We start from the raw sequence: 25,099 nt of genomic DNA, 5'->3' as shown, positions 1-25,099 counted from the left end.
ACGATCTGCAATATGATTCTCTTGCGAATTGCGCGACACACAATAATCGAAACCTTGCGCAATAAGGATTTTCTTCGTTTTCACACGCCCTCTTTACGCATAAGCAAAAAAAGGCTTATGTTGTGAGTGCGAAATGGAATGCGGCGGAGTCCGCAAGCGCAACAATTATCTCAGGTAGAGTCCCAGGAGGCTTTCATGGTTGAAACCAAGACACGGGCAAAACGCGGCGAAGGCGATCGCGTCGTCATCAAGAAGTACGCGAACCGCCGGCTGTATAACACCGCCACCAGCTCATATGTCACCCTCGACAATCTCAGCGACATGGTCCGCCAGGGCGTCGATTTCGTGGTGTTTGACGCCAAGACCGGCGATGACATAACGCGAGGCGTGCTGGCCCAGATCATCTTCGAAGAAGAAAGCCGCGGCCAAAACCTTCTGCCCATCCAGTTCCTGCGCCAGTTGATCGGTTTCTATGGCGACAGCATGCAGAATCTGTTGCCGACCTACCTCGAAATGTCGCTGGACGGCTTCGCCAAGCAGCAGGAGCGCTTCCGTTCGCAGTTTTCGCAAGCCTTCGGCGGCACGCCTGGTTTGGGTTTCTTCGACGAACAGGTGTCGCAAAACCTGGCCATGTTTGACCGCGCCATGCGGATGTTCTCGCCGTTCTCGTTTGCCAATACGGCGGCAAATACGGGCCAGACAGGCGGTATCGCGCCCGAAGCACCGGAACCTACAACGGGTGGCGCCCCTGCCGCTAAGCCCGAAACAGATCAGGTCCGTGAATTGCGTCAGCAGATGGAAGCCATGAAGGCCCAGATCGACCAACTGGCATCCAAGGCCTAGATTGGACACGGCGGCCTGTCGATATCGCGATATCGATAAATTTTGATGCGCAGGTCGCCGTTCCACATGTTGTTTTAGCAAAAATGCTGTAGTCTGGGACCATGAGCGAAAACGCCGATCCCAATTTGCCTGTGCCTGCCGGTCCCGTTGTCGAACATCAGCCGGGTTACGCGCCGCGTGGCCGTAAGCGACGTGCCGCAACCAACGGCGATAGCGAAGACGCCGTCTATGCCGCACAATTGCTGAGTGGTGGCGAAAAGCGCGGCCTTCGCGGTGGCCCAGAGACGCTTGAGCGGGCAAAATCGACCTATCTGAAGTCGGAATATTCCGGCCCGAACGACCGCCGCCCCCAACCGGGGCGCGTCACAAAGACCGAAATCTAGATCCAAATCGCTCCCCTTATCGATACCATACACAACAAAAACAGGTCCTTAAAGCCTAAATCGGCAAACGCGCCCGGTTACGGCCATGGCATTTATCACGCGGCACGCGACTTGCATTGGCATGGGTTCCTCGTACCCGGAGCCTGTCTTGCTGTCCTTAGCCAATGCTCGCAAACCGCGCTCTCACTGGACGCGTTTCGCCACCCGTGCCTTCGATATATTTGCCGTCGCCCTGATTTTTTCAGTATTCGGCTGACCTAAAGCCAAACAAAGAAAAAGCCCGCCGATGATCCGGCGGGCCTGCTGTGTTTAGACAGCATGTATCATTAGTGTCCGAAATCGATATCTTTCCGGGCCGAGACGGCGGTGACAATAAAGCCGGCCAGCACGTCCATCAGGGTCATGAAGGTCAGCAGGAAAAAGGTCGAGGTCGCGAACGGGCGGAACAACAGGAATTCCACCAAACAAACAATGAAGACAACCATGGACAGCGAATGGTTGACGATCGCTACCTTGTCAGACTTGGTCGATTTGAGCAGCTCGAAGAACAGGCAGATCAAGGAGCCCAGCAGGATCACATCGCCGACGCTGACCTCCCAATGTGTGCCATTGGAAGGCATGGGCAGACTGAACAAAATCTGGCTGACGGCGCTATAAGCCGCATTGTCGGCGCCGCCGAACAGCGTAAACAGCGCCAGAATATTGTAGACCAGGAACGGTATGGCCAATAGTGGAAACGCCGTAAGCATGCTGAACCCCCTCTTCTCTTCGGCCACGGGCTGCCTGTCGTACATCCCGATGGCCGCTTCCTTTGCAATCAGATCGCGGTCGATAGCCATATGAGCACCTCTCCTGTCGCCCATGGCGACGGCTGGAGCACTTTCCAAACTGTAAAGCAACTTCCCGGTCGAAAGTTGCGCAAACGAAAAGTCCAGAGCCGCGTCCGATATGAGGGCAAGCGAACTCTAGTGGCCGCTTTCGCTCACCTTACCTGGCTGACGTAAACGGCGGTTTAACCACATTACACCCGGAAGGTCGGAAAGCGCCACGGCTAAACGGCCGATATTGGTATATTTCGAATGACCTGTGGTACGCAGGCGATCATCGACGGGTTCAAATAAAATTTCAAAGCCTTCTCGCGTCACCAGTGATGGCAGGTAGCGATGCATCTGGTCGAAATAGGGCAGTCGCAAAAAGACATCGCGGCGCAGGGCCTTGAGGCCGCAGCCCGTGTCATCCGCCTTGTCATTTAGCATGGCCTTGCGAATGCCGTTTGCCCACCGCGACGCCCATTTCTTCGAGGCCGAATCCTGGCGATTGCGGCGTTGTCCGGCGACCATGCCGACATCGGCCGGGGCACCCTTTAGAATTTCCACCATCCGGGCGGCATCCGCAGCCGGATTCTGACCATCGCCGTCCAGCGTCACCACGACATCGCCACGCGCAGCAAAAAAACCGGTCCGCATGGCACCGCTCTTGCCGACATTATTCTGGTGACGCAGGACGCGAAGGCCGGGAATGTCGGCCTGCGCCGCGACCAGTCGTCCGTGCGTATCGTCCGTCGATGCATCGTCGATGAAGAGGATTTCGAAGCCACTGCCGAACCGTTTTGAAAACTCGGTCGCGATTTCCCGCGCGACTTGTACGGCCGCCCCTTCTTCGTTATAGACGGGCACCACGGCAGAAACGGTTACAGGCATTTGGCGCTCGTATGACAGGCGAAACAAGGGATTGAAACCCATTGGGTTTTAAGCCTCTTACCTGCTTTACCCTCAGCCGTAAATAGTGATCGCCCGCGCGTCCTGCGGGCCATAAGGGGTTCCATGGCCGGTATGACGTTCCAGACGGTAGTCCACTTTATCCAGGGCACCTTTGTCCGGATGGCCTCGAAAGGCCGCCGCGGTCCGCTGATTGCGGCACTCCTGGCCTTCATGGTGGGGCTGCCCTGCGCCATGATGATCCCGCCGCTGGACCGCGACGAATCCCGCTTCGTCCAGGCCTCGGCCCAGATGATGGAAACGCGCGACTATATCAACATCAACGTCCAGGATGTACCGCGTTACAAGAAGCCTGTCGGCATTCACTGGCTCCAGGTTGCGGCCGTAAAGCTGACCTCCAATGTCGCCAAGCGCGATATCCTGGCCTTCCGATGGCCGTCCCTGCTTGGCGCCGCCCTGGCGGCCTTCGCCTGCGCGTGGGGGGCCGCCAAGGCCTTTGGTACGCGCGTCGGCGCCAAGGCTGGCCTGCTCATGGCCGTCGGCTTCATGTTGTCGACGGAAGCCTTCATCGCCAAGACCGACGCCATGCAATGCGGGCTGATTACCCTGATGATGGCTGCCTTGGCGCAGATATATCTGCGAACGCGCGATCTCGGCCGGGATGCGCCTGCCCCGCGGCTATTCTGGCTGAAAACCGTCTTCTGGCTGGCCTTGGCCGGCACCATCATGATCAAGTTCATCATCGGCCCCATGATCCTGGCCACGACGCTTCTGGCGCTGTGGGGCTGGGACCGCCGCATCGGCTGGGCCAAATATCTTAGCTGGGGCTGGGGTCTGATTGGGGTCGCCCTGATCTGCGGCCCGTGGATCGTAGCCATTACCGTCGCCACTGACGGCAAGTTCTGGGTCGGCGCGATCGGTCATGATTTCGCTTCCAAGCTGAGCGGCGGGTCGGAGGGACATTTCATGTGGCCGGGCTATCACCTGGCTTTGCTGCCCATAACCTTCTTTCCCGCTGCCTGGCTGCTCGGGGGCGCAGTACAGACCGCTATCGTCCGTCGTCACGAAGCCGCCATCCGTTTTGCCATCTGCTGGCTGGTGCCCGCCTTCTTGATCTTCGAGCTGTCCCCCACCAAATTGCCACACTACCCGCTACCGACCTTCGGGGCGCTGGCGTGGCTGTGCGCCGTATCCTTGAACCTGCCGTTGAAGCTGTGGGCAAAAATCGTGAACGTCGTGGCCGGCGTAATTGGCGGCCTTGTCCTGAGCGTGCTGGCGGTGGCGGGTTATGCCTTGTACGGCAACAGTCTCAGCCTGTTGTTTGTATTCGGCGTCGTGGCCTCGGCTTTGGTCCTGGGGGGGCTGGGTGGCTTCCTCATGTGGCGCGGTCTGAAACGTACGGGCTTCGCCTTCCTTCTGGCATCCGGCATTCTGGCCCACCTGACCTTCGTCAGCGAATTATCGACACTGAGTCCCCTGTGGATTTCGCGCGCGCTCGAGAAGGCGCTGGTGACGGCTCACCTCGATCCGCGTCAGGGCATCGCTCCGGGCCCGGTGGCTATTCTGGGCTATTCGGAACCCAGCTTCGTCTTCGCCATGGGCACGAAAACCCAGTTGCTGAACGACGATGCCAAGGGCGCGGTGGAGGCGCTTCAGGATGGGCGGCCGCTCTTCGTCGAAAGGGATTTCGAACCGGCCTTCCAGGCGCAAGCCAAGGCGGCAGGCATCACGCCGCACGCTGTAAGCCAGGTCAAGGGCCATAACTATAACGGCCATGACCAGGTGCTGACACTGTATAATAACTGAGGCTATTGGCCGGCGATTTCGTCTTCGTCGTTGCGAAGCCGTTCGCGCGTGGCAGCTCGCGCCAGCGACACGCCCAATATGACCGGGGTCAATGCCCAGACATACAGTTTGCGCCATAGGGTATCGGCGCGTTTGTTGAAGTAATAGACCAGGCCGCGGCCCTTCTTCCATTCGACGAACAAGGGCTCGACCCGCGACGTATGGCCTTCGTGAACCACCTCTGCCTGAGGATGGAACAGAACCGTTCCACCCATGCGACGGGCGCGCCAGCACAGATCGACGTCTTCGACATGAAGGAAAAACTTAGTGTCAAAGCCTCTGAGCAAGGCGAAGTCATGCTTGGAGGCGAGAAAGCAAGCGCCGGAAATCGTCGCCACCGGCGCAGGGGCTTCCGGCAGGGCTTCGCTTTCCAGGTGGATTTCATATTTGCGCAGGCCGGGCAACCAGCGGTGCAGACGCGTCAGTGAAACCAGGGTCGTGAACGGCGTAACCTCGCCACGTCTGGCGCCCCGTTGTTCCGTTAAATCCGGATTGAGCAGGCGGGCGCCGACAATGCACGGATTGGGTTGGGCCTGCGCCGCCTTGACCAGCCTGCGGATGCAATCAGGTTGCAGCAAGGCGTCCGGATTCAGGAACACAAGCCACGGCTGGGTAGCCAGTGTGGCCCCGAGATTGGCCGCACGGCCAAACCCGATATTGCCGTGGCCTTGCACCAGCAGGACATGGTCATGCTCATCCTTCAGATCGCGTAATTTCTTTTCGACCGACGGCGTCGAACCGTTGTCGATGATGATGAACTGATTGACCTGAGGATCGTTGAGCACGCGGTTGATGCTGTCGAACAGGATTTTTCCGGTGTGGAAAACGATCATCACAACCGTGACGCCATCCACCATACGGTCATACGGTCCGAGCGGCTGGAGGAAATACTGCGCCTCGCTGGTGGCCAGCTTGCGTTCCTTCAGAATCTCGATGATGGATGGCGGCAGGTGTGTCATCAAACTATGCCTTTAAATCAGGAGGCGTGGCTTCGCCAGCCAGGCGTGTCACAGCATCAGCAATGCTGAGAATGGTCTGGCCTTCGGAACCGAGGAAACGCAGGGCGACCTCACCGGTTTCGGCCTCCTTGCGGCCGACGACGGCGATAACCGGCACCTTGGCAAGCGAATGCTCGCGGACCTTGTAATTGATCTTTTCATTACGCAGATCGGCTTCGACTCGCAGGCCGGCCTTGCGCAGAGCCTCCACAACCGTTTCAGCGTAGGGATTGGCATCGGAGGTAATCGGCGCCACCACGACCTGAACCGGGGCCAGCCACATCGGGAACTTGCCAGCATAGTTTTCGATCATGATGCCGATAAAGCGCTCGAACGAGCCCAGGATGGCGCGGTGGAGCATAACTGGCCGCTGGCGTGAGCCGTCTTCGGCGACATATTCGGCGTCGAGGCGTTCAGGCAGGACATAGTCGAGCTGAAGCGTGCCGCAGGTCCATTCGCGACCAATGGCGTCCTTGACGATGAAATCGAGTTTGGGCGCATAGAAGGCGCCGTCGCCTTCGGCAATGACGGGCTCGACACCGGCGGCACGGGCGGCTTCGGCCAACATGCCTTCGGCCTTGTCCCAGAATTCGTCGCTGCCGGCGCGAACATCCGGGCGCGTCGCCAGGTTGATGTAGGCAGTTTCCATGCCAAGATCGGCGTGGATCATTTTGGTCAGGCGGACGAACTTTTCCGTTTCCTCGACGATCTGATCTTCGCGGCAGAAAATATGTGCATCGTCTTGCGTAAAGCCACGCACGCGCATCAGGCCATGCAGCGAACCGGAGGGCTCGTAGCGGTGGCAGGCGCCGAATTCGGCCATGCGCATCGGCAATTCCTTGTAGGACCGCAGGCCAACCTTGAAGATCTGAACGTGGCCTGGACAGTTCATCGGCTTGAGCGACAGGGTTTCGCCTTCGACCGTTTCACAGACGAACATGTTCGGACGGTATTTTTCCCAATGACCCGACTTTTCCCAGAAGGAGCGATCGAGCACCTGAGGCGTCTTGACCTCGACATAGCCGGCGGTATCGAGGCGGCGGCGCATATAGGCCTCCAGAACCCGCCACAAGACCCAGCCTTTCGGGTGCCAGAACACCATGCCACGGCCTTCTTCCTGCATATGGAAGAGGTCCATCTGGCGGCCGATGCGACGGTGATCGCGCTTCTCGGCCTCCTCGATGCGCAGGATATAGGCTTCCAGGTCGGCTTCGCTGGCCCAAGCCGTGCCGTAGATGCGTTGCAGCTGGGCATTATTGTGGTCGCCACGCCAATAGGCACCGGCCAGCTTGGTCAGCTTGAAAGCCTTGCCAATGAACTTCGACGTCGGCAGGTGCGGCCCGCGGCACAGGTCCTTCCACTTATCGCCATGGCGATAAACAGTAATGGTCTCGCCCGCCGGCAGATCGCGGATGATCTCGGCCTTATATTTTTCGCCGATCTCCTCAAAATGACGGATGGCGTCTTCGCGGTCCCACACTTCACGCGTGATCTTCTCGTCGCGATCGACGATTTCCTTCATCTTCGCTTCGATCTTGGCGAAATCGTCCGTCGAAAACGGCTCTTCGCGCGCGAAATCGTAATAGAAGCCGTCTTCGATCGACGGACCGATGGTCACTTGGGTGCTGGGAAACAGCTCCTGAACCGCTTCGGCCAGGATATGGGCGGTGTCGTGACGAATCACATCAAGCGCTTCGGGCGCTTCGCGCGTCAAGATTTCCAAAGCCCCCCCCTGCTCAAGCGGCCGGTCCAGGTCGAGCAGCTCGCCATCGAGCTTGATAAGGACAGCCTTCTTCGCCAATGACTTCGACAGGCTTTCGGCTATGGTTCTGCCGGTTGTCCCCCTGTCAAAGCTGCGAACGGCGCCATCGGGGAACGTCAAGTCTATCGTCATCTTAGTCACTTCTCTCTGGCGACCTGTAGCCCTTACGGCGGGCTTCATCGCGCAATAATTTTTGTAAAGATTCGATGCGGCTTTTCAAAAGGCCAGGCCGAACCTTGTCTCCTGACGCATTTCTGCAGCAGGCTACTGTTTATGTTCCGCTTTCGGCGGAACCGGGTCGAAACCGTGCCCTCCCCCCGGACGACAACGGCAGATCCGCTTTACACCCAACCACGCACCCATGACAGGTCCGTGACGGATAAGGGATTCGGCCATATATTCGGAGCAGGTCGGTCGAAACCGGCAACCCTGCCCGATATAGGGCGACAAGGTGACCTTATAGGCCCGCAATGCCGCGCGCACCGAACGTTCGTAAAGAGCGGTCATGCACAATCGAATGGAGAAAAAGCATTGCCGCGTCAACCCCCTGCACGCGAAGCCCCCATCGCATTGCAACAACGACACACTACAAGCCGTTACCGCAGGCTGGCAAGGCGAAAAGCGAAAAAATACCAGTCAGAATTGATTTAGTGATGAAATTGCCTCACTCGTCGCCTCTAGGGCGAGTAAGGTTGAGGCGTGACGCGCCGGGAAATCCCTGACCGAGGCCAGGATTGCCAGATCGGCGAAACGATCGGGAAATTCAGCCGCCTCCCCCTTCAGCAATCCCCTAAGAGCGTCTCGCGCGGCAATGACCTCAGCCGTCGTCGCACCGACAACATGCTGGCTTAGTATGGCCGCTGCCGCCTGCCCCAAGGCGCACGCCTGAACCTGTTGAGCAAAATCGGTCACGACATCGCCATGGACATTCAGTTCGATATGAATGGTCGAGCCGCATAGCTTGGCCGTCTTGTCCACCGCCGCCTGCGGTTCGTCGAGGTGACCGACATGCTGAAGCTGGGTCGTGCGGCGCAGGATTTCGCGTGAATACAGGTCGTCGATCATATCAGTTAAATGGTTGAGGTCTGGACGGTCCGCAAGCCTATTTGTTTTTCTTGCCCCAAAACTGGGTCTGCAACCATTTCTGAGGCGATTTATGCCGCGGCTTGGGCACCTCGTCCGGCTTGGCGATGATGGAGGCAATACGGTCGGGATGCGCAGCAAAGCTGGCCTCCGCCTTGGCCTTCAAGGCCTCGCTGAAGGCTTCGAACCCGGTGCGAATGAAGCGGCGATAGGCCCGCCCCTCGCGCTCAGACAGATAGCCGTCGAATAGCGCGCCGAGAGAAAAGCTGGTCCCCGCTTCGGACAGCGCGTCGAATTCGAAATAGCGTATCAGCTTTCCGGCATAGAAGGGCTTGGGGACGGTGACATGGATATGCGACAGCGGCGTCCAGTCGGCAATGATGCCGTCGGTTTCCCACGTGCCCAGCCCTTCATAATATTCCTCGAGATGAATCGACGCACCGAACCGCAAAACAGCTTCCGCCTTTTTGTGAATGGGGCTCCATTCCGGCCAGGCGGCGATATCGGCGATAATGTCGTAAACGTCGTCAATGGGCGCGGCAATGCCGACGCGGTGTTCGATCTTGAGTGACATTAGGCCCCCACCTTCAGCTTCCAGCTAGCGCCGCCCGGTCCGTCCATCACTTCGACATTAAGCGCGTTAAGCGCATCGCGGATACGATCGGATTCGGCCCAGTTCTTGGCCGCCCGCGCCGCCGCACGTTCGGCCAACAAACCTTCGACCGTCGCCGTCAGGTCTTCGCTGGCGCCGGCCTTAAACCAGGCATCAGCGTCGCCCTGAAGGATGCCCAACGCCAGACCGGCCGCCAATAGGTCGGATTTGGCCATGATGCGGGCGGCTTCGGTTTCGGCGGTTTCCAGCACACGGGCCAAGGCAGACAACTCCGCCAGGGCGCGCGGCGTGTTGAGATCGTCGCAAAGGGCTTCCAGGACGCCGGCCGGCGTGACGACCTCGCGCACCGCCACATCGGCGAATTTACGCAGAGTGCCATATAGCCCATCGAGACGGGCACGCGTCTGGTCCAGCAGATCGCCGTTCCAATCCAGCGGCGCACGGTAATGTGCCGACAACAGGGCCAGACGCAACACCTCGCCCGGCGTCTCCTTGATCATTTCGTGGACCAGTTTCACATTACCCAGGCTTTTCGACATCTTTTCGGTGCCGAAGTTGAGGAAACCGTTGTGCATCCAGTAACGCGCGTATTCGGCTGGGTTGTGACCTTGCACGCCATGACTGTGCTGGGCGCAGACGCCTTGGGCGATTTCGTTTTCGTGGTGCGGGAAGATCAGGTCGTGTCCGCCGCCATGAATGTCGATTGGCAAGCCCAGATTGGCCTCGATCATTGCCGAACATTCAATGTGCCAGCCCGGACGGCCCGCACCCCATGGGGCCTGCCATTCCGGCTCGTTTTCCTTGGATGGCTTCCACAGCACGAAGTCCTGCGGATTTTTCTTGTAGGGCGCCACTTCGACGCGCGCACCGGCGATCATGTCGTCAAGGGAGCGGTTCGACAAGGCGCCGTAGGCGCGGTAGCTTTCGACGTCGAACAGGACATGACCTTCGGCGGCATAGGCGTGGCCATTGTCCATGATCGCCTGAATCTGGCGGACAATGGCCTGCATATTATGCGTCACGCGTGGCTGAAGCGTGGGCTCGAGCGCGCCCAGCGCCCGCATGTCGGCATTATATATGTCGGCAAAACGATTGGTGATGACGCTGATGTCAACGCCCTGATCCGACGCCGCCTTGTTGATCTTGTCATCAACGTCGGTGATGTTGCGGGCATAGACGACGTGCGCTTCACCATAGAGATTACGCAGCAGACGGAACAGCACATCGAAGACGACAACCGGCCTGGCATTGCCGATATGGGCGTAGGAATAAACCGTGGGCCCGCAGACATACAGGGTGACGCGCTCAGGGTTTTTCGGGACGAATTCGACTTTTTCACGCTTCAGCGTGTCGTGAATATGCAGTTTCATAGACGGTTTTTGGCGATTTTCAGTTGTAATCAAAGCTCTTCCTCCCATATAGACGCCGGGACGCTCCAACACCACGTAATTTCTTGCCACGATGATCCAATTCGCGCGGAAATGAGGTATAAGGGCGCGTTAGATTTCTTGACCGCCTGAATATGGCACTGACAGAAATCGACCCGCCGGGGCGCATACGGTGCCCAGGTGTTTTGTATTTGAGGGATGTCACGCGTCATTCCGGAACCGTCGTTCCGGCGCTACTCGGCCCTCAAGGGGAAATTTATGGATAGTCTCGACAGCAAGGCCACTTTGACGTCTTCTGAACATAACCTGCTCAATACCTCCAAGCCGAAGAGCGTGGTCACCTACACCAATCGTCCGTCGCGGGAAGAGGCTATGAAGGCCGTCAAGACTCTGCTGGCCTGGGCCGGTGACGACCCCGAACGTGAAGGCCTGATCGATACGCCCAAGCGCGTTGTCGATGCCTACGAAGAATGGTTCCAGGGCTACGCCGCCGACCCGAAAAAGGAATTGTCGCGCACCTTCGAGGACGTCCAAGGCTATGACGATATGGTCATGCTGCGGGAAATCGATGTCGAGTCGCATTGCGAACACCATATGGCGCCGTTCCTCGGCAAGGCCTGGGTGGCCTATATGCCGACCGATAAGGTTGTCGGCATTTCCAAGATCGCCCGCGTGGTCGAAATCTTCGCCAAGCGCCTGCAAACCCAGGAAACCATGACCAAGCAGGTGGCCGATGCGCTCGAAGAAAGCCTGGCGCCCCTGGGCGTTGCGGTCCTGATCGATGCGGAGCACCAGTGCATGTCGACGCGCGGCGTTCACCATAAGAACGTTACCACGGTCACCACGCGCTTCACCGGCGTGTTCAAGACCGACCTGTCGCTGCAGGAACGCTTCCTGCGCCTGGCCCAGCCCCGCAAGTAATCGACGCCGCTTCGGCGGACAAACAGACCTTTTGATATAGGCGGTTCCGTTCGCGCGGGACCGCTTTTTCATTATCGTCTTCATTGTCGTCACCGGCTCCTCCCGAAACATTTTTATATACCTTGCTTTACAAAGTATAATGTAAGGCATAAATTAATGTCATGCAATATCCACACTCAGGAGGATTATCATGGGCGCCAAACTCACACCGTCGGGCGGCCGCTACACCATCGCGCAAAACGCCGACATCAATGTCACGCCATTCGTCGATGTCATGCTGGTTCTGCTGATCATTTTCATGGTCTCCATCCCGGTAGCGACCACCTCAATCAAGTTGGACATGCCACCGGCGGACGGGCACATCAAAAAAGCTGATCCCGTCTTTATTTCGGTCATGGGCCCCGACGACATCTACGTCGCCGACCGCAAGACCAGCCTCGGCACACTCGCAGTGACCGTTGCCGCCGCACTGCGCGCCATCGATCCGAATACGCCGCTGGCTGAACAACGTGTCCTCGTCCGCGGCGACAAGGATGTCGAATATGCCGACTTCGTTCGCGTACTCAACGAATTGCAGCAAAACGGCTATACTCATATCGGCCTGATCAACGAAGACGTCGAATAACGACGATACGATTCGCCCGATTGATACGCCTGGCCACGTACCTGCGGTCGCAGGGTTGGTGGCCGCCGCCCGAAAAGTTCGCCCGCAGAGAGACTAAGCGCCGGCAGACATGAAATATTCTTAATCTCTTAGCTATATCGCCGCCTTTCGCACTTTACTTTTGACTATGAGTTGTCCTAAATCGCAGACGACCGGTCGAAAGGCGGCGCATAGTCATGCCCGTTGTGTAAACCGATGGCAAAATGTTTGCCTCCTGGATCACAAGGATTCAGGGCGGCCTTTAGGGAGTTAAATTATGGGTGCAAAGCTCGGTGGCGGCGGCGGTGGCCGTTATACCATTGCACAGAACGCCGACATCAACGTCACGCCTTTCGTTGACGTCATGCTCGTTCTGCTGATCATCTTCATGGTGTCCATCCCGGCCGCCACTGTCTCGATCAAGCTGGACTTGCCGCCCGCCAAGGCGCCCCCCACGAACGTCAAGCGCCCTGATCCGGTGTTCATCTCGATCATGGGCCCCGACGATATCTATATCGGGCCACAAAAGACCAGCATGCCGACCCTGATTGCTGACGTTGCTGCCGCCCTTCGCGTCAACGATCCGAACACGCCACTGGCTGAACAACGTATCCTCGTCCGTGGCGACAAGGACATTCAGTACGCTGACTTCGTCAAGGTGATCAACGAGCTGCAACAAAACGGTTATCTCAAGATCGGCCTGATCAACGAAGATATGGAATAGGTTTCTCCAATACCTTCTTTAAAAACCCCGGCGGGTATTCGCCGGGGTTTTTTATTGCCGCTTGCTTTCCGTAAGCGTGGCGGGCAGATAGGCGCATGACCCGAATACCCGAAAAGCTGCCCGAAGACTTGGTAGAAGATATCGACGAAGACGACGCGCTCGACGCGGACGAAATACTAAGCCTGACCGCCACCCTCGGTCCGGACGATACCGGCGATCGCCTCGATCGCGTTCTGGCGCCGCATTTTCCCGACCTGTCGCGCGCGCGTCTGCAAGCCCTCATTGCCGAGGGCCGCCTGAGCCTTAACGGCACACGGATTACGGACGGCAAGCACAAGGCCCATGTCGGGGAATATACGCTAAGCATTCCGGCCCCCATCAGCGCCACGCCGGAGCCACAGAATATCCCGCTCGACATCCTGTATGAAGACGCACACCTGATCGTGGTCAACAAGGCGGTCGGTATGGCCGCTCACCCGGCGCCCGGCACGCGCGACGGGACGCTCGTCAATGCCTTGTTGTATCATTGCGGCGACTCGCTGTCCGGCATAGGCGGCGTCGTGCGCCCCGGTATCGTTCACCGCCTGGACAAGGACACGTCGGGCATTCTGGTCGCAGCCAAGTCGGACGTCGCCCATCGGGCGTTGTCTGAGCTGTTCGCCACGCACGATATTGACCGCGAGTACAAGGCGATTGTGCGCGGCGCGCCCCGATACATGTCAGGCACCGTCACCACCCAGATCGGCCGCTCTCATCACGACCGCAAGAAGATGGCCGTCTTGCGCGCGGGCGGGCGTCAGGCAGTCACGCACTACAGGCTCGAGGAAGTGTTCGGGGACGACAAACCCTTGGCCGCCCTCCTGGCTTGTCGCCTCGAAACCGGCCGCACCCATCAAATTCGCGTCCATATGGCACATCTGGGCTGTCCCTGCCTGGGCGACCCGGTTTACGGCTCTGGCGCACCCGCCAAGGCCGTACAGGAGGTCCTGAAGGCGCTGGACTTCAACCGTCAGGCCCTGCACGCCGGCCTGCTTGGTTTCGTGCATCCCATCACCGGCGAAAAACTGAAATTCCGGGCGAGTATGCCCGACGACATGCAGGCCCTGGTCGAGGCGCTGGCGGAAATGTATTAGGCGGGAAAAGGCTTGCGACATCGTGCTGCGCTGCACTCACCTGTTTGTGAACGAAGCCTTCCCCTTCCGTATGGTACTTTTATGCAACAAATTCGCAATTGAGGGGCCAGGAGGTCTTTTTTTCGCAAAAAGGCTTCCTAAATACTCTCACAGGTGTCAGGCATGGGGCTCGCCGTCCTGTGTCCCCCCTCGCAGGATAAGGCCTTGGTCTCATGTCTGACACACCCTCCCATCCTGACCGCTCGTCAGATTCCCGACCAGAAAGTGATGCACCTATGAGCAGCTCGCTTGCCCTTACCTCGAACGTGGCCAACGTTATGCCGGCCCTGTCGCCCGATGGCGGCCTGAATCGTTATCTCTCGGAAATCCGCAAGTTTCCAATGCTGGCCAAGGATGAGGAATTCATGCTGGCCAAGCGCTGGGCGGAGCACCAGGACCCGAAGGCCGCGCACCGGCTGGTAACGTCGCACCTGCGTCTCGTCGCTAAGATCGCCATGGGCTACCGCGGCTACGGCCTGCCGGTCGGCGAAGTGATCAGCGAAGGCAATGTCGGTCTGATGCAGGCGGTCAAGAAGTTCGATCCCGATCGCGGTTTCCGCCTGGCTACCTACGCCATGTGGTGGATCAAGGCCTCTATTCAGGAATACGTCCTGCGTTCGTGGTCGCTCGTCAAGATGGGGACAACCGCGGCGCAAAAGAAGCTTTTCTTCAACCTGCGCAAGGTGAAGTCGGAAATTTCCGCCCTTGAAGAAGGCGACCTTAAGCACGATCAGGTCGAACAGATCGCCACGAAGCTGGGCGTATCCGAAGCCGACGTCATCAGCATGAACCGTCGCATGTCGTCGCCGGATTCGTCGCTAAACGCCCCCTTACGTGCCTCCGAAGGTGAATCGGAATGGCAGGACTGGTTGGTTGATGACACGCAGCAATCGCAAGAAACCGTGCTGGCCGATTCTGAAGAATACGACCAGCGCATGACCCTGATGCGCGCCGCCATGGGCGAATTGAACGATCGGGAAAAGGAAATCCTGACCGAGCGCCGCCTCAAGGACAACCCGACCACGCTGGAAGACCTGGCTGAACGCTTCGGTGTGTCGCGCGAACGCGTTCGCCAGATCGAGGTCCGCGCCTTCGAAAAGCTGCAAAAGGCAATGATTTCCGCCTCGCAAGCGGCCTGAGACACGCACAGGTAAGACGGCAACAAACAAAAAAGCCCGGTTTATATACCGGGCTTTTTTGCGCCGATCAGGCGGCTTGGCCGGCTTTGGGCGCTTCATCTATTTTGAATAATCTTGCCAGTACCGCGACCGGTGCCTTGAGCATTTCGCCACTCAGATTCGATGATTTGTAAGCCTGGAAAATTTCGGCCACCGCGCTCTTGAATTCGGGATGGGTAATGGACTTGCACGCCGGCACCAGAACTTCCAGTTGGGCGGTGATGGCGCGCTTGGCCTGCTTGCGATCGGTATCGAATTGCAGGCTGGCGGCGCGCAGAATGCGAACGCTCTGTTCTATACGCTTCATGCCGTCAGACATGGTTTCCGGTGCGCGTGTGCTAGGTCCGCCCCCCGAATTGAAGCGGCGGCGATCCGGCCCGACATACATTATAGCCTCGATCCAAGGCGATGCCTTGTTGAAGACGTGGTCCAGGCGCTGGATAAGATCATTGGCGGCAAAGGGCTTTTTCATGATCTCGTCGCTGCCACAGTCGCGCGCGTCCTTGATCGTCTCAGGCTCCTCATTCGACGCCATCATGATCACCGGAATCTTGCGGCATTTCATGTTCGATCGACGCAACGCGGTAACAAAGCGCGCACCGTGAATGGTCGGTCCCTTGAGATCGCAGAAAATCACCTGAGGGTCGAAGTCTTCACACATCATTTCGCCACGGCGGTCATCCGTTTCCAGATGCACCTGCTCTGCGCCAATAACCCGCAACATGTCGACCAGAATGCGCGCATAGGCGGGATTGCTTTCCATAACAAGCACCCGTTTCAAATGCGGTTTGAGCTTCGCTTCCAGCTTGGGATCAATGGATAACACGGCATATTCTCGCAAGGTCTGCCGCGAGCATATGCCGTATTCGTAAAAATTAATTTATCTGGCACCGCAAAAAAAAGCCGTCGCTGCAAACTTAATTGTGAGCCGACGCAATCCTGGCCAGATTCAGTCCTGGCCAGCTTTAGTCCTGGAATGGATCACGCATCAGGATCGTGTCGTCGCGTTCCGGCGAGGTTGACAGCAAGGCGACAGGCGCACCGATCAATTCCTCGATGCGGCGGACATATTTCACGGCGTTCCCCGGCAGGTCCTTCCACGACCGTGCGCCTTGGGTGCTCTCGCTCCAGCCCTCGATTTCTTCATAGATCGGCTCAATGCCCTGCTGATCCTTGAAACCGGCCGGCAGGTAGTCGAGCACCTTGTCGCCGACCTTATAGCCGACGCAAACCTTGATCGTTTCGATACCATCCAGAATGTCGAGCTTGGTGAGGGCAATGCCGTCGATGCCATTGATAGCAATCGATTGACGGGCCAGGACGGCATCCAGCCATCCGACACGGCGCGCCCGGCCGGTAACGGTGCCGAATTCATGACCGCGCGTGGCGATGCCCTGCCCGACCTCATCGAACAGTTCCGTGGGGAATGGGCCGGAGCCGACACGCGTGGTGTAGGCTTTCAGGATACCCAGGACGTAACCGACCGACTTAGGCCCCATGCCGGACCCGGCGGCGGCCTGACCGGCCACCGTATTGGAGGAAGTGACAAAGGGATAGGTGCCGTGGTCGATGTCGAGGAGTGCGCCTTGTGCGCCTTCAAACAGGATACGCTTGCCTTCGTGCTTGGCCTTGTCGAGCACATACCAGACCGGCTTGATGAACGGCAGCAGGCGCGGCGCAATATCTTTGAGCTTCTGCACCAGGGCGGCGACGTCGACATCCGGCAGACCAAGGCCCTTGCGCAACGCATTGTGGTGGGTCAGCAGGCGGTCAATCTTGTTTTCCAGGGCGTCGAGGTCGGCCAGGTCGGCGACGCGGATGGCGCGGCGGCCGACCTTGTCTTCATAGGCGGGACCGATACCGCGGCCTGTGGTGCCGATCTTGTTGGCGCCGGCGGCGTTTTCGCGGGCGATATCGAGTTCGGAGTGGATGGGCAGAATCAGGCAGGCATTGTCGGCAATGACCAGCAGCTCGGGCGTGATGCTCAGGCCGAGCGCTTCGACGCGGGCGATTTCATCGAACAGGGCCCACGGATCGATGACGACGCCGTTGCCAACGACGGACAGCTTGCCCTGGACGACGCCGGACGGCAGCAGGGAAAGCTTGTAGACCTTGCCATCGACCACCAGGGTATGGCCGGCATTATGGCCGCCCTGAAAACGCACGACAACATCGGCGCGATTGGAAAGCCAGTCGACGAGCTTGCCTTTGCCTTCGTCGCCCCACTGGGCGCCAATTACAGTTACGTTTGCCAAGGTGATTGCTCCGGTCCAAGATTATTGCAGCGCAGAGGGGCGCTTTAACCGGTGGCACCCTATAGAGCAGGAATCGGCGCTTGTAACCCTTTATTTTTTGCTCAATCGCATCGTAGCCGCCGACAGTGTTATTGCCCGCCGGCGGAGCCGGCACACCGCATCAAGCCGCAGCCATCACGCCTTGCAAAGCCTCGGCATAGGCCCATTCCAGCCACGGCAGCAACGAATCGATGTCGTCCGCGTCCACCGTGCATCCGCACCAGACACGCAGGCCCGGCGGGGCGTTACGATAGCCGACCACGTCAAACGCCACGCCCTCGATTTCCAGCAGCGAGCCGATCTTGCTGGCCAACTTGGCCTGAAGCGCTTCGGCCAGTGACGCAACCTCTGGCGCAACAAACTTGAGACAGACGGAAGTGGTGGACCGCGTTTCGGGTATCTCCGCCACGAAATCGATCCACGACGTCCGCTCGACCCATTCGGCCAGGGTGGCGAAGTTGCGGTCGCAGCGTCGGATCAGGCCCTCCAGCCCGCCTTCCAGCAAAGCCCAGCGCAGGGCATCGAGATAATCTTCGATGACCAGGAAGGAATAGGTATTGATCGCGTCGCCGCCGATGATCTTCATATCGGCCTGGCCCTTGGCCTTCAGGCGGATAACTTTCGGGATGGGTCGCCCCGAATCGAAGCTGTTGAGCCGATCGATTGCCTTGGGCGACAGGACGAGAACGCCAAAGCCCGCTTCGCCCCCCAACGCCTTCTGGAAGGAGAAGGTGACCACGTCCAGCTTTTGCCACGGCAACTCCATACAAAACGCCGCCGAAGTGGCGTCGCACAGGACGAGTCCGGCGTCCGCACCTTCGCGGCCATTCAGGAAGTCGGCATTGGGCACCCGCACGCCCGATGTCGTGCCATTCCACGGAAACACCAGGTCGGCCGTGGGATCTATGCGCGACAGGTCTGGCAACTGGCCGTAAGGCGCGTTCAGGACTTCGCAATCGAGCTTCAGGTGATTGACGGCATCATCCGCCCACAATTGACCGAAACTTTCGAATGCCAGCAATTGCACCTTACGCTGCCCCAGCAGGTTCCACATGGCCGCTTCGAACGCGCCGGTGTCGGACGCCGGCATGACCAGCACATGATAGTCGGCAGGGATGGCCAGCACGGATCGGGTCAGCTCTATCGCCTGATTGAGGCGTGCAACCGTCACTTTCGATCGGTTCGACCGCCCAACCGGTGCACCGGAAAGCGCCTGGACGCTCCATCCGGGGCGCTTGGATGTCGGACCGGAGGAAAACCAGGGGCGCTCAGGGGCGCGCGGTGGTTTGCGGGTCGGTTCATTGGTGGGAAAATTCGACATGCAGGCCCCCATACGGACGATATCAATCCCCGCTCTTTGCGCGTCAAACGCTGTCAGGGCAAGCCTTTTTTGCCCGATCCGTCCTTTAGAGCGTATTCCGATCTGACTGAATCAGATCGGCGCTCTACTTCCTTGCTTTTACGTGCTTTTTTATCCGAAAAGTGCAGCACACTTTTCGGAAAGCACTCTGTATCCAAGCGGAGAACCGGATCGGATTTTTCCCAATAAAAACGTAGCTTCGCACCGGAAAAAGATATTAAGTAATTGTTTTTAAAAAGAAAAATATCCGCACGATGAATGCAATATGAACCGCGCCGTTCAGCTTGGGCTCACAGGCCGCGTGTTTATATAGGTCATCGCCTGAGGAACAGGCGAACGCACGAACAAAGGAGAAAGACGATGAAAAAGACCCTGATTGCCATTGCCGCCGCTGCCGCCACCCTGACGGCCCTTTCGGCCCCCGCCATTGCCAGTGCCGAACCACGCGCCGCCATTGTGGTGGTCGACAACCGCAATGATTTCCGCGCATCGGCACAGTTGAATGCCCGTATCGACCGCTTGGACGATCGCATTTCCCAAGGTCGCCGCAACGGCGCCATCAGCGTCCGCGAAGGCCGACGCCTCGATGCCGAGTTGCGCTCGATCGTATCGCAAAAGCGCGGTTTCGAACGGACCGGACGGGGCCTGAGCCGCGCCGAGATCGCCAAGATCGACAACCGCCTGGATCGTCTGCAAGGCATGATCCGCTACGAGCGCAATGACCGCGACAATCATCGCCGGTAACATCTAACGGCAACGGCCATCAGCCTGGCCGCTCGTCTCTTGTCCCTCGGGGCGCAGGATTTCGGTTCTGCGCCCCTTGGCCATTCTGGGTACTTTTTCGAGATTAAAGCAGCCAGTTATGGCGCAACGGCCCGTGACCCTGGCCCAGATGCGGCGCGGTGGCGATAGCCCCACCGACATAGTCCTTAGCCAGTCCGACCGTCTCTTCAAGCGGCCGGGCCTCCCGCGTCAGAGCGGCGCAGGCAGACGCCAACGTACATCCGGTGCCGTGCGTATGCTGGGTGTCGATGCGCGCGGCGGCAAAGCGGTGCTCCCCCTTCGGGGTGATCAGCAGGTCTACCACTTCAGGACCGTCAATATGCCCCCCCTTGACCAGCACATTGCGAGCGCCCATGGCCAAAAGCGCCGCGCCCGCCTTGCGCATGTCATCCTCATCGGCAATCTCTATGCCGGTCAATGCCGTCGCTTCCAGCGTATTGGGCGTCAACAGATCGGCCAGCGGGATCATTAGCGCCTTCATGGCATCGACGGCCAGGTGGTTCATCAAGGCATGACCGCCTTTCGCCACCATCACAGGATCGACGACGGTAAAGACGCGCGCCCCTTCGACGATAAGCGACACAGCTTCCATGACCGCTATATCGGCGAGCATACCGGTTTTGATGGCGTCCGCACCGATGTCGTCGAGGCAAGCCTGCGCCTGCGCCGTAATAAAGGCCGGCGGCACCGCCATGACATCGGAGACCCCCAGAGTATTTTGCACGGTCAGGGCCGTGATGGCCGTCATGGCATACCCGCCTAGGCAGGTGACCGTTTTGATATCCGCCTGGATCCCTGCCCCGCCGCTGGGGTCCGAACCGGCAATGATCAGTACGCGATGCATCGTGACTTGTCCTCGGGCGCCAAATCGGCGCATATGCCCCCACGACTCCACATAGGAGGCAGCCATGCCCCTGACAACCTCGTTTTATAGGACCGACATCAAACGCGGTACCTATCGGCATTATAAAAACAAGCTGTACAAGGTGTTCGGCACCGTCACCCATTCGGAAAGCGAAGAAGAGCTGGTGCTGTACGCGCCCTTGGGCCAGGAGGCGGGGATTGCGCGCCTGTGGGTGCGGCCCCTTGCCATGTTCACCGAAACAGTCGAGGTTGATGGCAAGACCGTACCGCGTTTCGAATTCATCGCCGACGTGTTGGACCCGACCCAGTGACAGACTCAGACCGTTGGGAAGAACTCGCCCCCGAGGCCTTCGCCGACATTCACCATCCGATCCTGAAAGCGATGCGCGGCACGCTGATTCTGGTGCGCCTGAACCAGATTGGCGCGGACGACGCCCTGCTCAGCTATGAGATACTGGCCGGGCAACTGATTCGCGCCAACCGGTCGGAAGGCTTCGTGCTGTCCCTGGTCGGAAAGAAGTCGGGCGAACTGCTTTTCCTGCCCCTAGTCCCCGCCGCCTTCACCTTGCAGGCGCCGGGCAGCTACCTCCTGTCGTGCGGCACGGTCATAGACGATCCGGCATTTCTCGGCGCCTTCGACATTTACCGGCCGTCATGATCGAAAAAATGCTGCACGACCCATTTCTGCTGATCTGCGGCGGTTTGTTCGTCGCCGTCGCCCTCTTCATGTGGGCACAGAAAGCCAACCGCAAGAACTGACTCCCTTTCGGGCTGCGCGCTACCGCTCGTCCTTGCGTATGCCGTCCCAGGGTTCGCGCTTCATCACGAATTGCAAAGGCCAAACGTTTTCTCGCGTGCGATCGCACCGCGGGCAATGCGGCTCATAGGTTTCAAATACGCCATAGAAGAAATTGCCCTTGTCCGCGCCCTTGGTATCGATGTGTTTGCCACAGCGGGGACAGAGAAAGAAAAATTGCGAAACCGCAATGGCCAGAAACAGGCAGGAAAAGAACATAGGCGCGATTTCGCTGACGGCCCCAACGAAACACACAAGCAGGAGCACGAAATAGATCGTCATGCGCCGCCGGTAGGTCATCGCCACGTTTTTCCTTTCAAGGTCGTGGTGTATACATAATACCGCTTTTCCGACAATACCGAACTTGCTCTAATGTAAAATGTCAAACCGGTGTGCGCTTTGAGATACATAGATCGCGTGCCACGACTGTCAGCCTAGCGCTTGAACGACCCGCATGGCCTGCTTCATGGCGCGCACGTCGTGCACGCGGACCATGGCGGCGCCATTTTTCAGCGCATGCAGATGCACAGCCACCGTGCCGCCCAGACGGTCTTCAGGTGGAGCGGGCTCAATGCCTTCCCGTTCTTCCAGGGCCGCGATGAAGCGCTTGCGCGACGCTGCCATGAGGACGGGAAAACCGTGCGAGGCCAACCGGTCGGTCGCGCGGATCAAGGCCAGGTTATGATCGAGCGTCTTGCCAAAGCCGATTCCGGGATCGATCCAGATGCGCTCCGGCGCAATTCCGGCGCCTACCGCCGCCTGCGCCCGCTCCAGAAGGTAAGACTCGACCTCGGCGACCACGTCCTCGTACCACGGAGATGACTGCATGGTGCGCGGTTCGCCCTGCATGTGCATCAGCACGATATCGGCATCCGACCGCGCGGCGATGCCCAGGCTGTCCGGCGAATAGCCGAGGGCGCTGACATCGTTCCAAACGCTTGCGCCCGCCTTGAAGGCCTCTTCGGCCACCTCGGGCTTCAGGGTGTCAATGGAAATAGGCACATCGACTTCGTTCCACAAGGCGTTGATCAGCGGTACAACCCGGCTGATTTCTTCGTCGATCGTGACTGGATGTGCACCCGGACGCGTCGACTCCCCGCCGATATCCAGGACGTCAGCGCCATCGGCGACCAGTTGCTTTGCATGAGCCATCGCCGCCTGAAAGCCGATGAAACGTCCGCCATCGGAAAAACTGTCGGGTGTGACATTGACCACCCCCATGATCAGTGGGCCTTGCGATACATAAAGATCCTTAAGGCGCACGGAGCGGTCCCTTCATGCAGCGCACATTTCGAGATGAAAGTGCGTAAATAATACTCTGGAGCCTTTGCATGATTCCCTATGCCGGGAAATGCGTCGGAACATGCGTGTTGGGAAGGCGCCTAGGCGGGTTTGCCCAGCCGCTTGATTTCCCAATGCAGATCGATGCCGAGCTTGGTCATGACGTCGGCGCGAACCGCCTCCCCCAGGCCTTCCAGTTCGGCAGCCGTCGCATCGCCTGTGTTGATCATGAAATTGGAATGCAGTTCCGAAAATTTGGCGGCACCGAACAGCCGGCCGCGCCAGCCCGCCTCATCGACGCACTGCCAGGCCGATTTGCCGTCCGGGTTCTTGAACGTCGAGCCGCCGGTTTTTTCACGGATAGGCTGGGTGTGTTCACGCCGCGCCGTAATGGCCTCCATACGCTCAGTCACCGCCGCCGCATCGTCGGGCGTGCCTTGGAACAGAGCGCCGGTATAGATCAGGCCTTGCGGTTCGGAGTGGCGATAGCGGAACCCCATATCCGCGTTGGACAGCGTGACCTGATCACCCAATCGCGTGACGGCATAGGCTTCGATCAGAATGTCCTTGGTTTCGCTACCGTAACAGCCCGCATTCATGGTCAGGGCACCGCCGATGGTGCCCGGAACCCCGCGGTAGAATTCCAGTCCGGCGATACCGTTTTGCGCCGCCACCTTGGCGACATTGGCGTCGAGCGCGGCCGCACCGGCCAGAATGCGCGCATCGTCACGCGCTGTCACGTCGGCAAAGTTCCGACCAAGACGGATAACCACCCCATCGACACCGCCGTCACGGACCAGCAGGTTCGATCCGACGCCGATAGCCAGAACCGGAATGGAGGGGTCCAGTCCCTTCAGGAAGGTACACAGGTCGGCGACGTCTTCGGGCAGGAAGACCACGTCAGCCGGACCGCCGACCCGAAACCAGGTAAAAGGCGACAGGGCAGCGCCATACATCATTTTGCCGCGAACGGGCGGAAGGTCGGCGATCCAGGCCTTGTCGCTCATGCGTCGTGCCCGCCTTGCAGGGCTTCCAGTTGCGCCGGCAGGGCATAAGCCCATTGCGTGATGTCGCCCGCACCAAGCAGAACGACCAGGTCGCCCGGCTTGGCTTCGGCGGCCACAAGTCCAGCCAGGTCGGCGGGCGCTTCGAGCGCCACGGCATGGCGGTGGCCGAAATTATGCAGGCCTTCTACCAGGTGCGCCTTGTCCACGCCTTCGATCGGCGCTTCGCCCGCGCTGTAGACATCGGCCACGATGACCATGTCGGCATCATGGAAACAGGACGAGAATTCGTTCATCAGGTCGCGCAGGCGGGTATAGCGGTGTGGCTGGACAACGGCGATAACTCTGCCCGTGGCGACCTGACGGGCCGCCTTGAGCACCGCCGCGATTTCGACGGGATGATGGCCGTAGTCGTCGATGACCCGTATACCGTTGACCACGCCCGTCGTCGTAAAGCGCCGCTTGACGCCGCCGAAACCGGCCAGGCCCTTGCGGATTTCCGCCTCGCCTATGCCCAACTCGCGGGCCAGCGCGATGGCGGCCGTGGCGTTGGACACATTGTGGTTGCCGGTCATCGGCAGCTTCAGCTTTTCCCAGGTGAAGGGCTCGACGCCCGACGGCGAGAAGACAACATCGAAACAGGCGCCTTCCGGACCGAATTCGATATTGGCGCAGCGAACCTCAGCCTGAGGGCTGACGCCATATGGGATCAGGCGGCGATTGGATATCTTGGCCGCCAGGGCCTGAACTTCGGGATGGTCGATACAGACGGCGGCGAACCCGTAGAAGGGAATATTCTCGACGAAATCGACGAAGCCCTTCTTGACCGCATCGAAATCGCCCCAGTGGTCAAGATGTTCAGCATCGATATTGGTGACAATCGCCAGGGTCGATTTGAGACGAAGGAAAGAGCCATCCGATTCGTCGGCCTCGACCACGATCCAATCGCCATCCCCCACCTTGGCATTGGTGCCATAGTTGTTGATGATGCCGCCATTGACCACCGTCGGGTCCTTACCGCCGGCATCGAGCAGCGCCGCCACCATAGACGTGGTGGTCGTCTTGCCGTGCGTACCGCCCACCGCGATGGAAAATTGCAGGCGCATCAGTTCGGCCAGCATCTCGGCGCGGCGAACCAGCGGAATGCGGCGACGGCGCGCCTCGACCATTTCGGGATTGTCCGCCTTGACCGCCGTCGAATAAACCAGGGCGCAGACGCCTTCGGTGACATGTTCCGGTGCATGGCCAATGAATATCTGGGCACCCAGCTTTTCCAGACGCTCGGTATTGGCCGACGCCTTGGCATCGGAGCCCTGAACCTTATAGCCGATCTTGATCATGATTTCGGCAATGCCGCTCATGCCGATGCCGCCGATACCGACGAAGTGGACGGGGCCAAGGTCGAAAGGCGTCGGGCGTTTAGCGTTCAGGGTCATGGGGTGTTTT

The 25,099-nt window shown here is 59.0% G+C and carries 27 protein-coding genes; 11 read left to right on the top strand and 16 right to left on the bottom strand.

What is annotated here, in order from left to right:
• Positions 1–195: 195 nt before the first annotated feature.
• Positions 196–843, top strand: coding sequence for a polyhydroxyalkanoate synthesis repressor PhaR (phaR, locus tag AEAC466_RS26295; RefSeq protein ID WP_023456722.1), 648 nt, complete (start codon positions 196–198; stop codon positions 841–843).
• A 101-nt stretch (positions 844–944) separates the two neighbouring features.
• A complete protein-coding gene (locus AEAC466_RS26290) occupies positions 945–1,226 on the top strand; it encodes a hypothetical protein (protein ID WP_023456721.1) in 282 nt (93 codons plus the stop codon).
• A gap of 326 nt (positions 1,227–1,552) precedes the next feature.
• Here the strand turns inward: AEAC466_RS26290 and AEAC466_RS26285 are convergent, their stop codons facing one another.
• Both AEAC466_RS26285 and AEAC466_RS26280 read right to left on the bottom strand, forming a co-directional pair.
• Positions 1,553–2,065, bottom strand: coding sequence for a hypothetical protein (locus tag AEAC466_RS26285; RefSeq protein WP_023456719.1), 513 nt, complete (start codon positions 2,063–2,065; stop codon positions 1,553–1,555).
• A gap of 126 nt (positions 2,066–2,191) precedes the next feature.
• Positions 2,192–2,926, bottom strand: coding sequence for a glycosyltransferase family 2 protein (locus AEAC466_RS26280; protein WP_031238175.1), 735 nt, complete (start codon positions 2,924–2,926; stop codon positions 2,192–2,194).
• A gap of 123 nt (positions 2,927–3,049) precedes the next feature.
• Between AEAC466_RS26280 and AEAC466_RS26275 the strand changes: the two genes are divergently transcribed.
• Entirely contained in the window at positions 3,050–4,750 is a 1,701-nt protein-coding gene (locus AEAC466_RS26275; RefSeq protein ID WP_023456717.1) for an ArnT family glycosyltransferase, read from the top strand.
• Between the two features lie 2 nt (positions 4,751–4,752).
• Here the strand turns inward: AEAC466_RS26275 and AEAC466_RS26270 are convergent, their stop codons facing one another.
• From AEAC466_RS26270 to cysS, 6 genes are all read right to left on the bottom strand, one after another.
• Complete coding sequence (locus tag AEAC466_RS26270; protein ID WP_023456716.1) at positions 4,753–5,748, bottom strand: glycosyltransferase; 996 nt, start codon at positions 5,746–5,748, stop codon at positions 4,753–4,755.
• A 4-nt stretch (positions 5,749–5,752) separates the two neighbouring features.
• Positions 5,753–7,681, bottom strand: a complete 1,929-nt coding sequence (thrS, locus tag AEAC466_RS26265; RefSeq protein ID WP_023456715.1) for a threonine--tRNA ligase — start codon at positions 7,679–7,681, stop codon at positions 5,753–5,755.
• Positions 7,682–7,813: 132 nt separating this feature from the next.
• Complete coding sequence (yidD, locus tag AEAC466_RS44065; RefSeq protein ID WP_081714509.1) at positions 7,814–8,056, bottom strand: membrane protein insertion efficiency factor YidD; 243 nt, start codon at positions 8,054–8,056, stop codon at positions 7,814–7,816.
• 129 nt (positions 8,057–8,185) lie between these two features.
• Entirely contained in the window at positions 8,186–8,614 is a 429-nt protein-coding gene (locus AEAC466_RS26260; RefSeq protein WP_023456714.1) for an iron-sulfur cluster assembly scaffold protein, read from the bottom strand.
• Between the two features lie 37 nt (positions 8,615–8,651).
• On the bottom strand, positions 8,652–9,206 hold the full coding sequence (locus AEAC466_RS26255; protein WP_023456713.1) for an SRPBCC domain-containing protein: 555 nt from the start codon (positions 9,204–9,206) through the stop codon (positions 8,652–8,654).
• Positions 9,206–10,615 (bottom strand): cysteine--tRNA ligase, encoded by a 1,410-nt coding sequence (gene cysS / locus AEAC466_RS26250; protein WP_023456712.1) that lies wholly within the window; start codon positions 10,613–10,615, stop codon positions 9,206–9,208. The genes AEAC466_RS26255 and cysS overlap by 1 nt, the downstream gene beginning before the upstream one ends.
• Positions 10,616–10,891: 276 nt before the next feature.
• Between cysS and folE the strand changes: the two genes are divergently transcribed.
• The 5 genes from folE (at position 10,892) to rpoH (ending at position 15,232) form a co-directional block, all read left to right on the top strand.
• On the top strand, positions 10,892–11,554 hold the full coding sequence (gene folE, locus AEAC466_RS26245; RefSeq protein WP_031238172.1) for a GTP cyclohydrolase I FolE: 663 nt from the start codon (positions 10,892–10,894) through the stop codon (positions 11,552–11,554).
• Between the two features lie 190 nt (positions 11,555–11,744).
• Positions 11,745–12,179, top strand: a complete 435-nt coding sequence (locus tag AEAC466_RS26240; protein ID WP_023456710.1) for an ExbD/TolR family protein — start codon at positions 11,745–11,747, stop codon at positions 12,177–12,179.
• 295 nt (positions 12,180–12,474) lie between these two features.
• Positions 12,475–12,921: a biopolymer transporter ExbD gene (locus AEAC466_RS26235; protein WP_023456709.1), complete on the top strand. Its 447-nt coding sequence runs from the start codon at positions 12,475–12,477 to the stop codon at positions 12,919–12,921.
• Between the two features lie 95 nt (positions 12,922–13,016).
• Positions 13,017–14,054, top strand: a complete 1,038-nt coding sequence (locus AEAC466_RS26230; protein ID WP_023456708.1) for an RluA family pseudouridine synthase — start codon at positions 13,017–13,019, stop codon at positions 14,052–14,054.
• A 317-nt stretch (positions 14,055–14,371) separates the two neighbouring features.
• Positions 14,372–15,232: an RNA polymerase sigma factor RpoH gene (gene rpoH, locus AEAC466_RS26225; protein ID WP_031238171.1), complete on the top strand. Its 861-nt coding sequence runs from the start codon at positions 14,372–14,374 to the stop codon at positions 15,230–15,232.
• A gap of 67 nt (positions 15,233–15,299) precedes the next feature.
• Here the strand turns inward: rpoH and AEAC466_RS0121985 are convergent, their stop codons facing one another.
• From AEAC466_RS0121985 to AEAC466_RS26215, 3 genes are all read right to left on the bottom strand, one after another.
• Entirely contained in the window at positions 15,300–16,097 is a 798-nt protein-coding gene (locus AEAC466_RS0121985; protein WP_023456706.1) for a response regulator, read from the bottom strand.
• Positions 16,098–16,236: 139 nt separating this feature from the next.
• Complete coding sequence (locus AEAC466_RS26220) at positions 16,237–17,526, bottom strand: adenylosuccinate synthase (RefSeq protein WP_023456705.1); 1,290 nt, start codon at positions 17,524–17,526, stop codon at positions 16,237–16,239.
• Positions 17,527–17,686: 160 nt separating this feature from the next.
• Positions 17,687–18,886, bottom strand: coding sequence for a phosphoserine transaminase (locus AEAC466_RS26215; RefSeq protein ID WP_031238169.1), 1,200 nt, complete (start codon positions 18,884–18,886; stop codon positions 17,687–17,689).
• Positions 18,887–19,285: 399 nt separating this feature from the next.
• Between AEAC466_RS26215 and AEAC466_RS26210 the strand changes: the two genes are divergently transcribed.
• Positions 19,286–19,669: a hypothetical protein gene (locus AEAC466_RS26210; RefSeq protein ID WP_023456703.1), complete on the top strand. Its 384-nt coding sequence runs from the start codon at positions 19,286–19,288 to the stop codon at positions 19,667–19,669.
• Positions 19,670–19,772: 103 nt separating this feature from the next.
• Here AEAC466_RS26210 and thiD read toward each other — a convergent pair whose 3' ends face one another.
• Positions 19,773–20,552, bottom strand: a complete 780-nt coding sequence (gene thiD, locus AEAC466_RS26205; protein ID WP_023456702.1) for a bifunctional hydroxymethylpyrimidine kinase/phosphomethylpyrimidine kinase — start codon at positions 20,550–20,552, stop codon at positions 19,773–19,775.
• A 64-nt stretch (positions 20,553–20,616) separates the two neighbouring features.
• Between thiD and AEAC466_RS26200 the strand changes: the two genes are divergently transcribed.
• Complete coding sequence (locus AEAC466_RS26200; protein ID WP_023456701.1) at positions 20,617–20,883, top strand: DUF1653 domain-containing protein; 267 nt, start codon at positions 20,617–20,619, stop codon at positions 20,881–20,883.
• Positions 20,880–21,230 (top strand): hypothetical protein, encoded by a 351-nt coding sequence (locus AEAC466_RS26195; RefSeq protein ID WP_023456700.1) that lies wholly within the window; start codon positions 20,880–20,882, stop codon positions 21,228–21,230. Before AEAC466_RS26200 ends, AEAC466_RS26195 begins: the two co-directional genes overlap by 4 nt.
• Positions 21,231–21,350: 120 nt before the next feature.
• Here the strand turns inward: AEAC466_RS26195 and AEAC466_RS26190 are convergent, their stop codons facing one another.
• The 4 genes from AEAC466_RS26190 to murC form a co-directional block, all read right to left on the bottom strand.
• On the bottom strand, positions 21,351–21,668 hold the full coding sequence (locus AEAC466_RS26190) for a hypothetical protein (protein WP_023456698.1): 318 nt from the start codon (positions 21,666–21,668) through the stop codon (positions 21,351–21,353).
• Positions 21,669–21,797: 129 nt separating this feature from the next.
• Positions 21,798–22,589: a dihydropteroate synthase gene (folP, locus tag AEAC466_RS26185; protein WP_023456697.1), complete on the bottom strand. Its 792-nt coding sequence runs from the start codon at positions 22,587–22,589 to the stop codon at positions 21,798–21,800.
• Positions 22,590–22,750: 161 nt separating this feature from the next.
• Entirely contained in the window at positions 22,751–23,656 is a 906-nt protein-coding gene (gene murB, locus AEAC466_RS26180) for a UDP-N-acetylmuramate dehydrogenase (protein WP_023456696.1), read from the bottom strand.
• The gene (gene murC / locus AEAC466_RS26175) at positions 23,653–25,089 is read right to left on the bottom strand and encodes a UDP-N-acetylmuramate--L-alanine ligase (protein WP_023456695.1); all 1,437 of its coding nucleotides are present in this window, start codon (positions 25,087–25,089) and stop codon (positions 23,653–23,655) included. Before murC ends, murB begins: the two co-directional genes overlap by 4 nt.
• Between the last annotated feature and the right edge of the window lie 10 nt (positions 25,090–25,099).

It is taken from the genome of Asticcacaulis sp. AC466 (genome assembly GCF_000495815.1).
Classification (GTDB): Bacteria; Pseudomonadota; Alphaproteobacteria; order Caulobacterales; family Caulobacteraceae; genus Asticcacaulis.
This window is presented reverse-complemented; position numbering and strand designations above follow the sequence as displayed.

Coding starts and splice junctions, on each gene's coding strand:
- phaR (WP_023456722.1), top strand. CDS start 196: ATGGTTGAAACCAAGACACGGGCAAAACGCGGCGAAGGCGATCGCGTC.
- AEAC466_RS26290 (WP_023456721.1), top strand. CDS start 945: ATGAGCGAAAACGCCGATCCCAATTTGCCTGTGCCTGCCGGTCCCGTT.
- AEAC466_RS26285 (WP_023456719.1), bottom strand. CDS start 2,065: ATGGCTATCGACCGCGATCTGATTGCAAAGGAAGCGGCCATCGGGATG.
- AEAC466_RS26280 (WP_031238175.1), bottom strand. CDS start 2,926: ATGCCTGTAACCGTTTCTGCCGTGGTGCCCGTCTATAACGAAGAAGGG.
- AEAC466_RS26275 (WP_023456717.1), top strand. CDS start 3,050: ATGGCCGGTATGACGTTCCAGACGGTAGTCCACTTTATCCAGGGCACC.
- AEAC466_RS26270 (WP_023456716.1), bottom strand. CDS start 5,748: ATGACACACCTGCCGCCATCCATCATCGAGATTCTGAAGGAACGCAAG.
- thrS (WP_023456715.1), bottom strand. CDS start 7,681: ATGACGATAGACTTGACGTTCCCCGATGGCGCCGTTCGCAGCTTTGAC.
- yidD (WP_081714509.1), bottom strand. CDS start 8,056: ATGACCGCTCTTTACGAACGTTCGGTGCGCGCGGCATTGCGGGCCTAT.
- AEAC466_RS26260 (WP_023456714.1), bottom strand. CDS start 8,614: ATGATCGACGACCTGTATTCACGCGAAATCCTGCGCCGCACGACCCAG.
- AEAC466_RS26255 (WP_023456713.1), bottom strand. CDS start 9,206: ATGTCACTCAAGATCGAACACCGCGTCGGCATTGCCGCGCCCATTGAC.
- cysS (WP_023456712.1), bottom strand. CDS start 10,615: ATGAAACTGCATATTCACGACACGCTGAAGCGTGAAAAAGTCGAATTC.
- folE (WP_031238172.1), top strand. CDS start 10,892: ATGGATAGTCTCGACAGCAAGGCCACTTTGACGTCTTCTGAACATAAC.
- AEAC466_RS26240 (WP_023456710.1), top strand. CDS start 11,745: ATGGGCGCCAAACTCACACCGTCGGGCGGCCGCTACACCATCGCGCAA.
- AEAC466_RS26235 (WP_023456709.1), top strand. CDS start 12,475: ATGGGTGCAAAGCTCGGTGGCGGCGGCGGTGGCCGTTATACCATTGCA.
- AEAC466_RS26230 (WP_023456708.1), top strand. CDS start 13,017: ATGACCCGAATACCCGAAAAGCTGCCCGAAGACTTGGTAGAAGATATC.
- rpoH (WP_031238171.1), top strand. CDS start 14,372: ATGCCGGCCCTGTCGCCCGATGGCGGCCTGAATCGTTATCTCTCGGAA.
- AEAC466_RS26215 (WP_031238169.1), bottom strand. CDS start 18,886: ATGTCGAATTTTCCCACCAATGAACCGACCCGCAAACCACCGCGCGCC.
- AEAC466_RS26210 (WP_023456703.1), top strand. CDS start 19,286: ATGAAAAAGACCCTGATTGCCATTGCCGCCGCTGCCGCCACCCTGACG.
- thiD (WP_023456702.1), bottom strand. CDS start 20,552: ATGCATCGCGTACTGATCATTGCCGGTTCGGACCCCAGCGGCGGGGCA.
- AEAC466_RS26200 (WP_023456701.1), top strand. CDS start 20,617: ATGCCCCTGACAACCTCGTTTTATAGGACCGACATCAAACGCGGTACC.
- AEAC466_RS26190 (WP_023456698.1), bottom strand. CDS start 21,668: ATGACCTACCGGCGGCGCATGACGATCTATTTCGTGCTCCTGCTTGTG.
- folP (WP_023456697.1), bottom strand. CDS start 22,589: ATGGGGGTGGTCAATGTCACACCCGACAGTTTTTCCGATGGCGGACGT.
- murB (WP_023456696.1), bottom strand. CDS start 23,656: ATGAGCGACAAGGCCTGGATCGCCGACCTTCCGCCCGTTCGCGGCAAA.
- murC (WP_023456695.1), bottom strand. CDS start 25,089: ATGACCCTGAACGCTAAACGCCCGACGCCTTTCGACCTTGGCCCCGTC.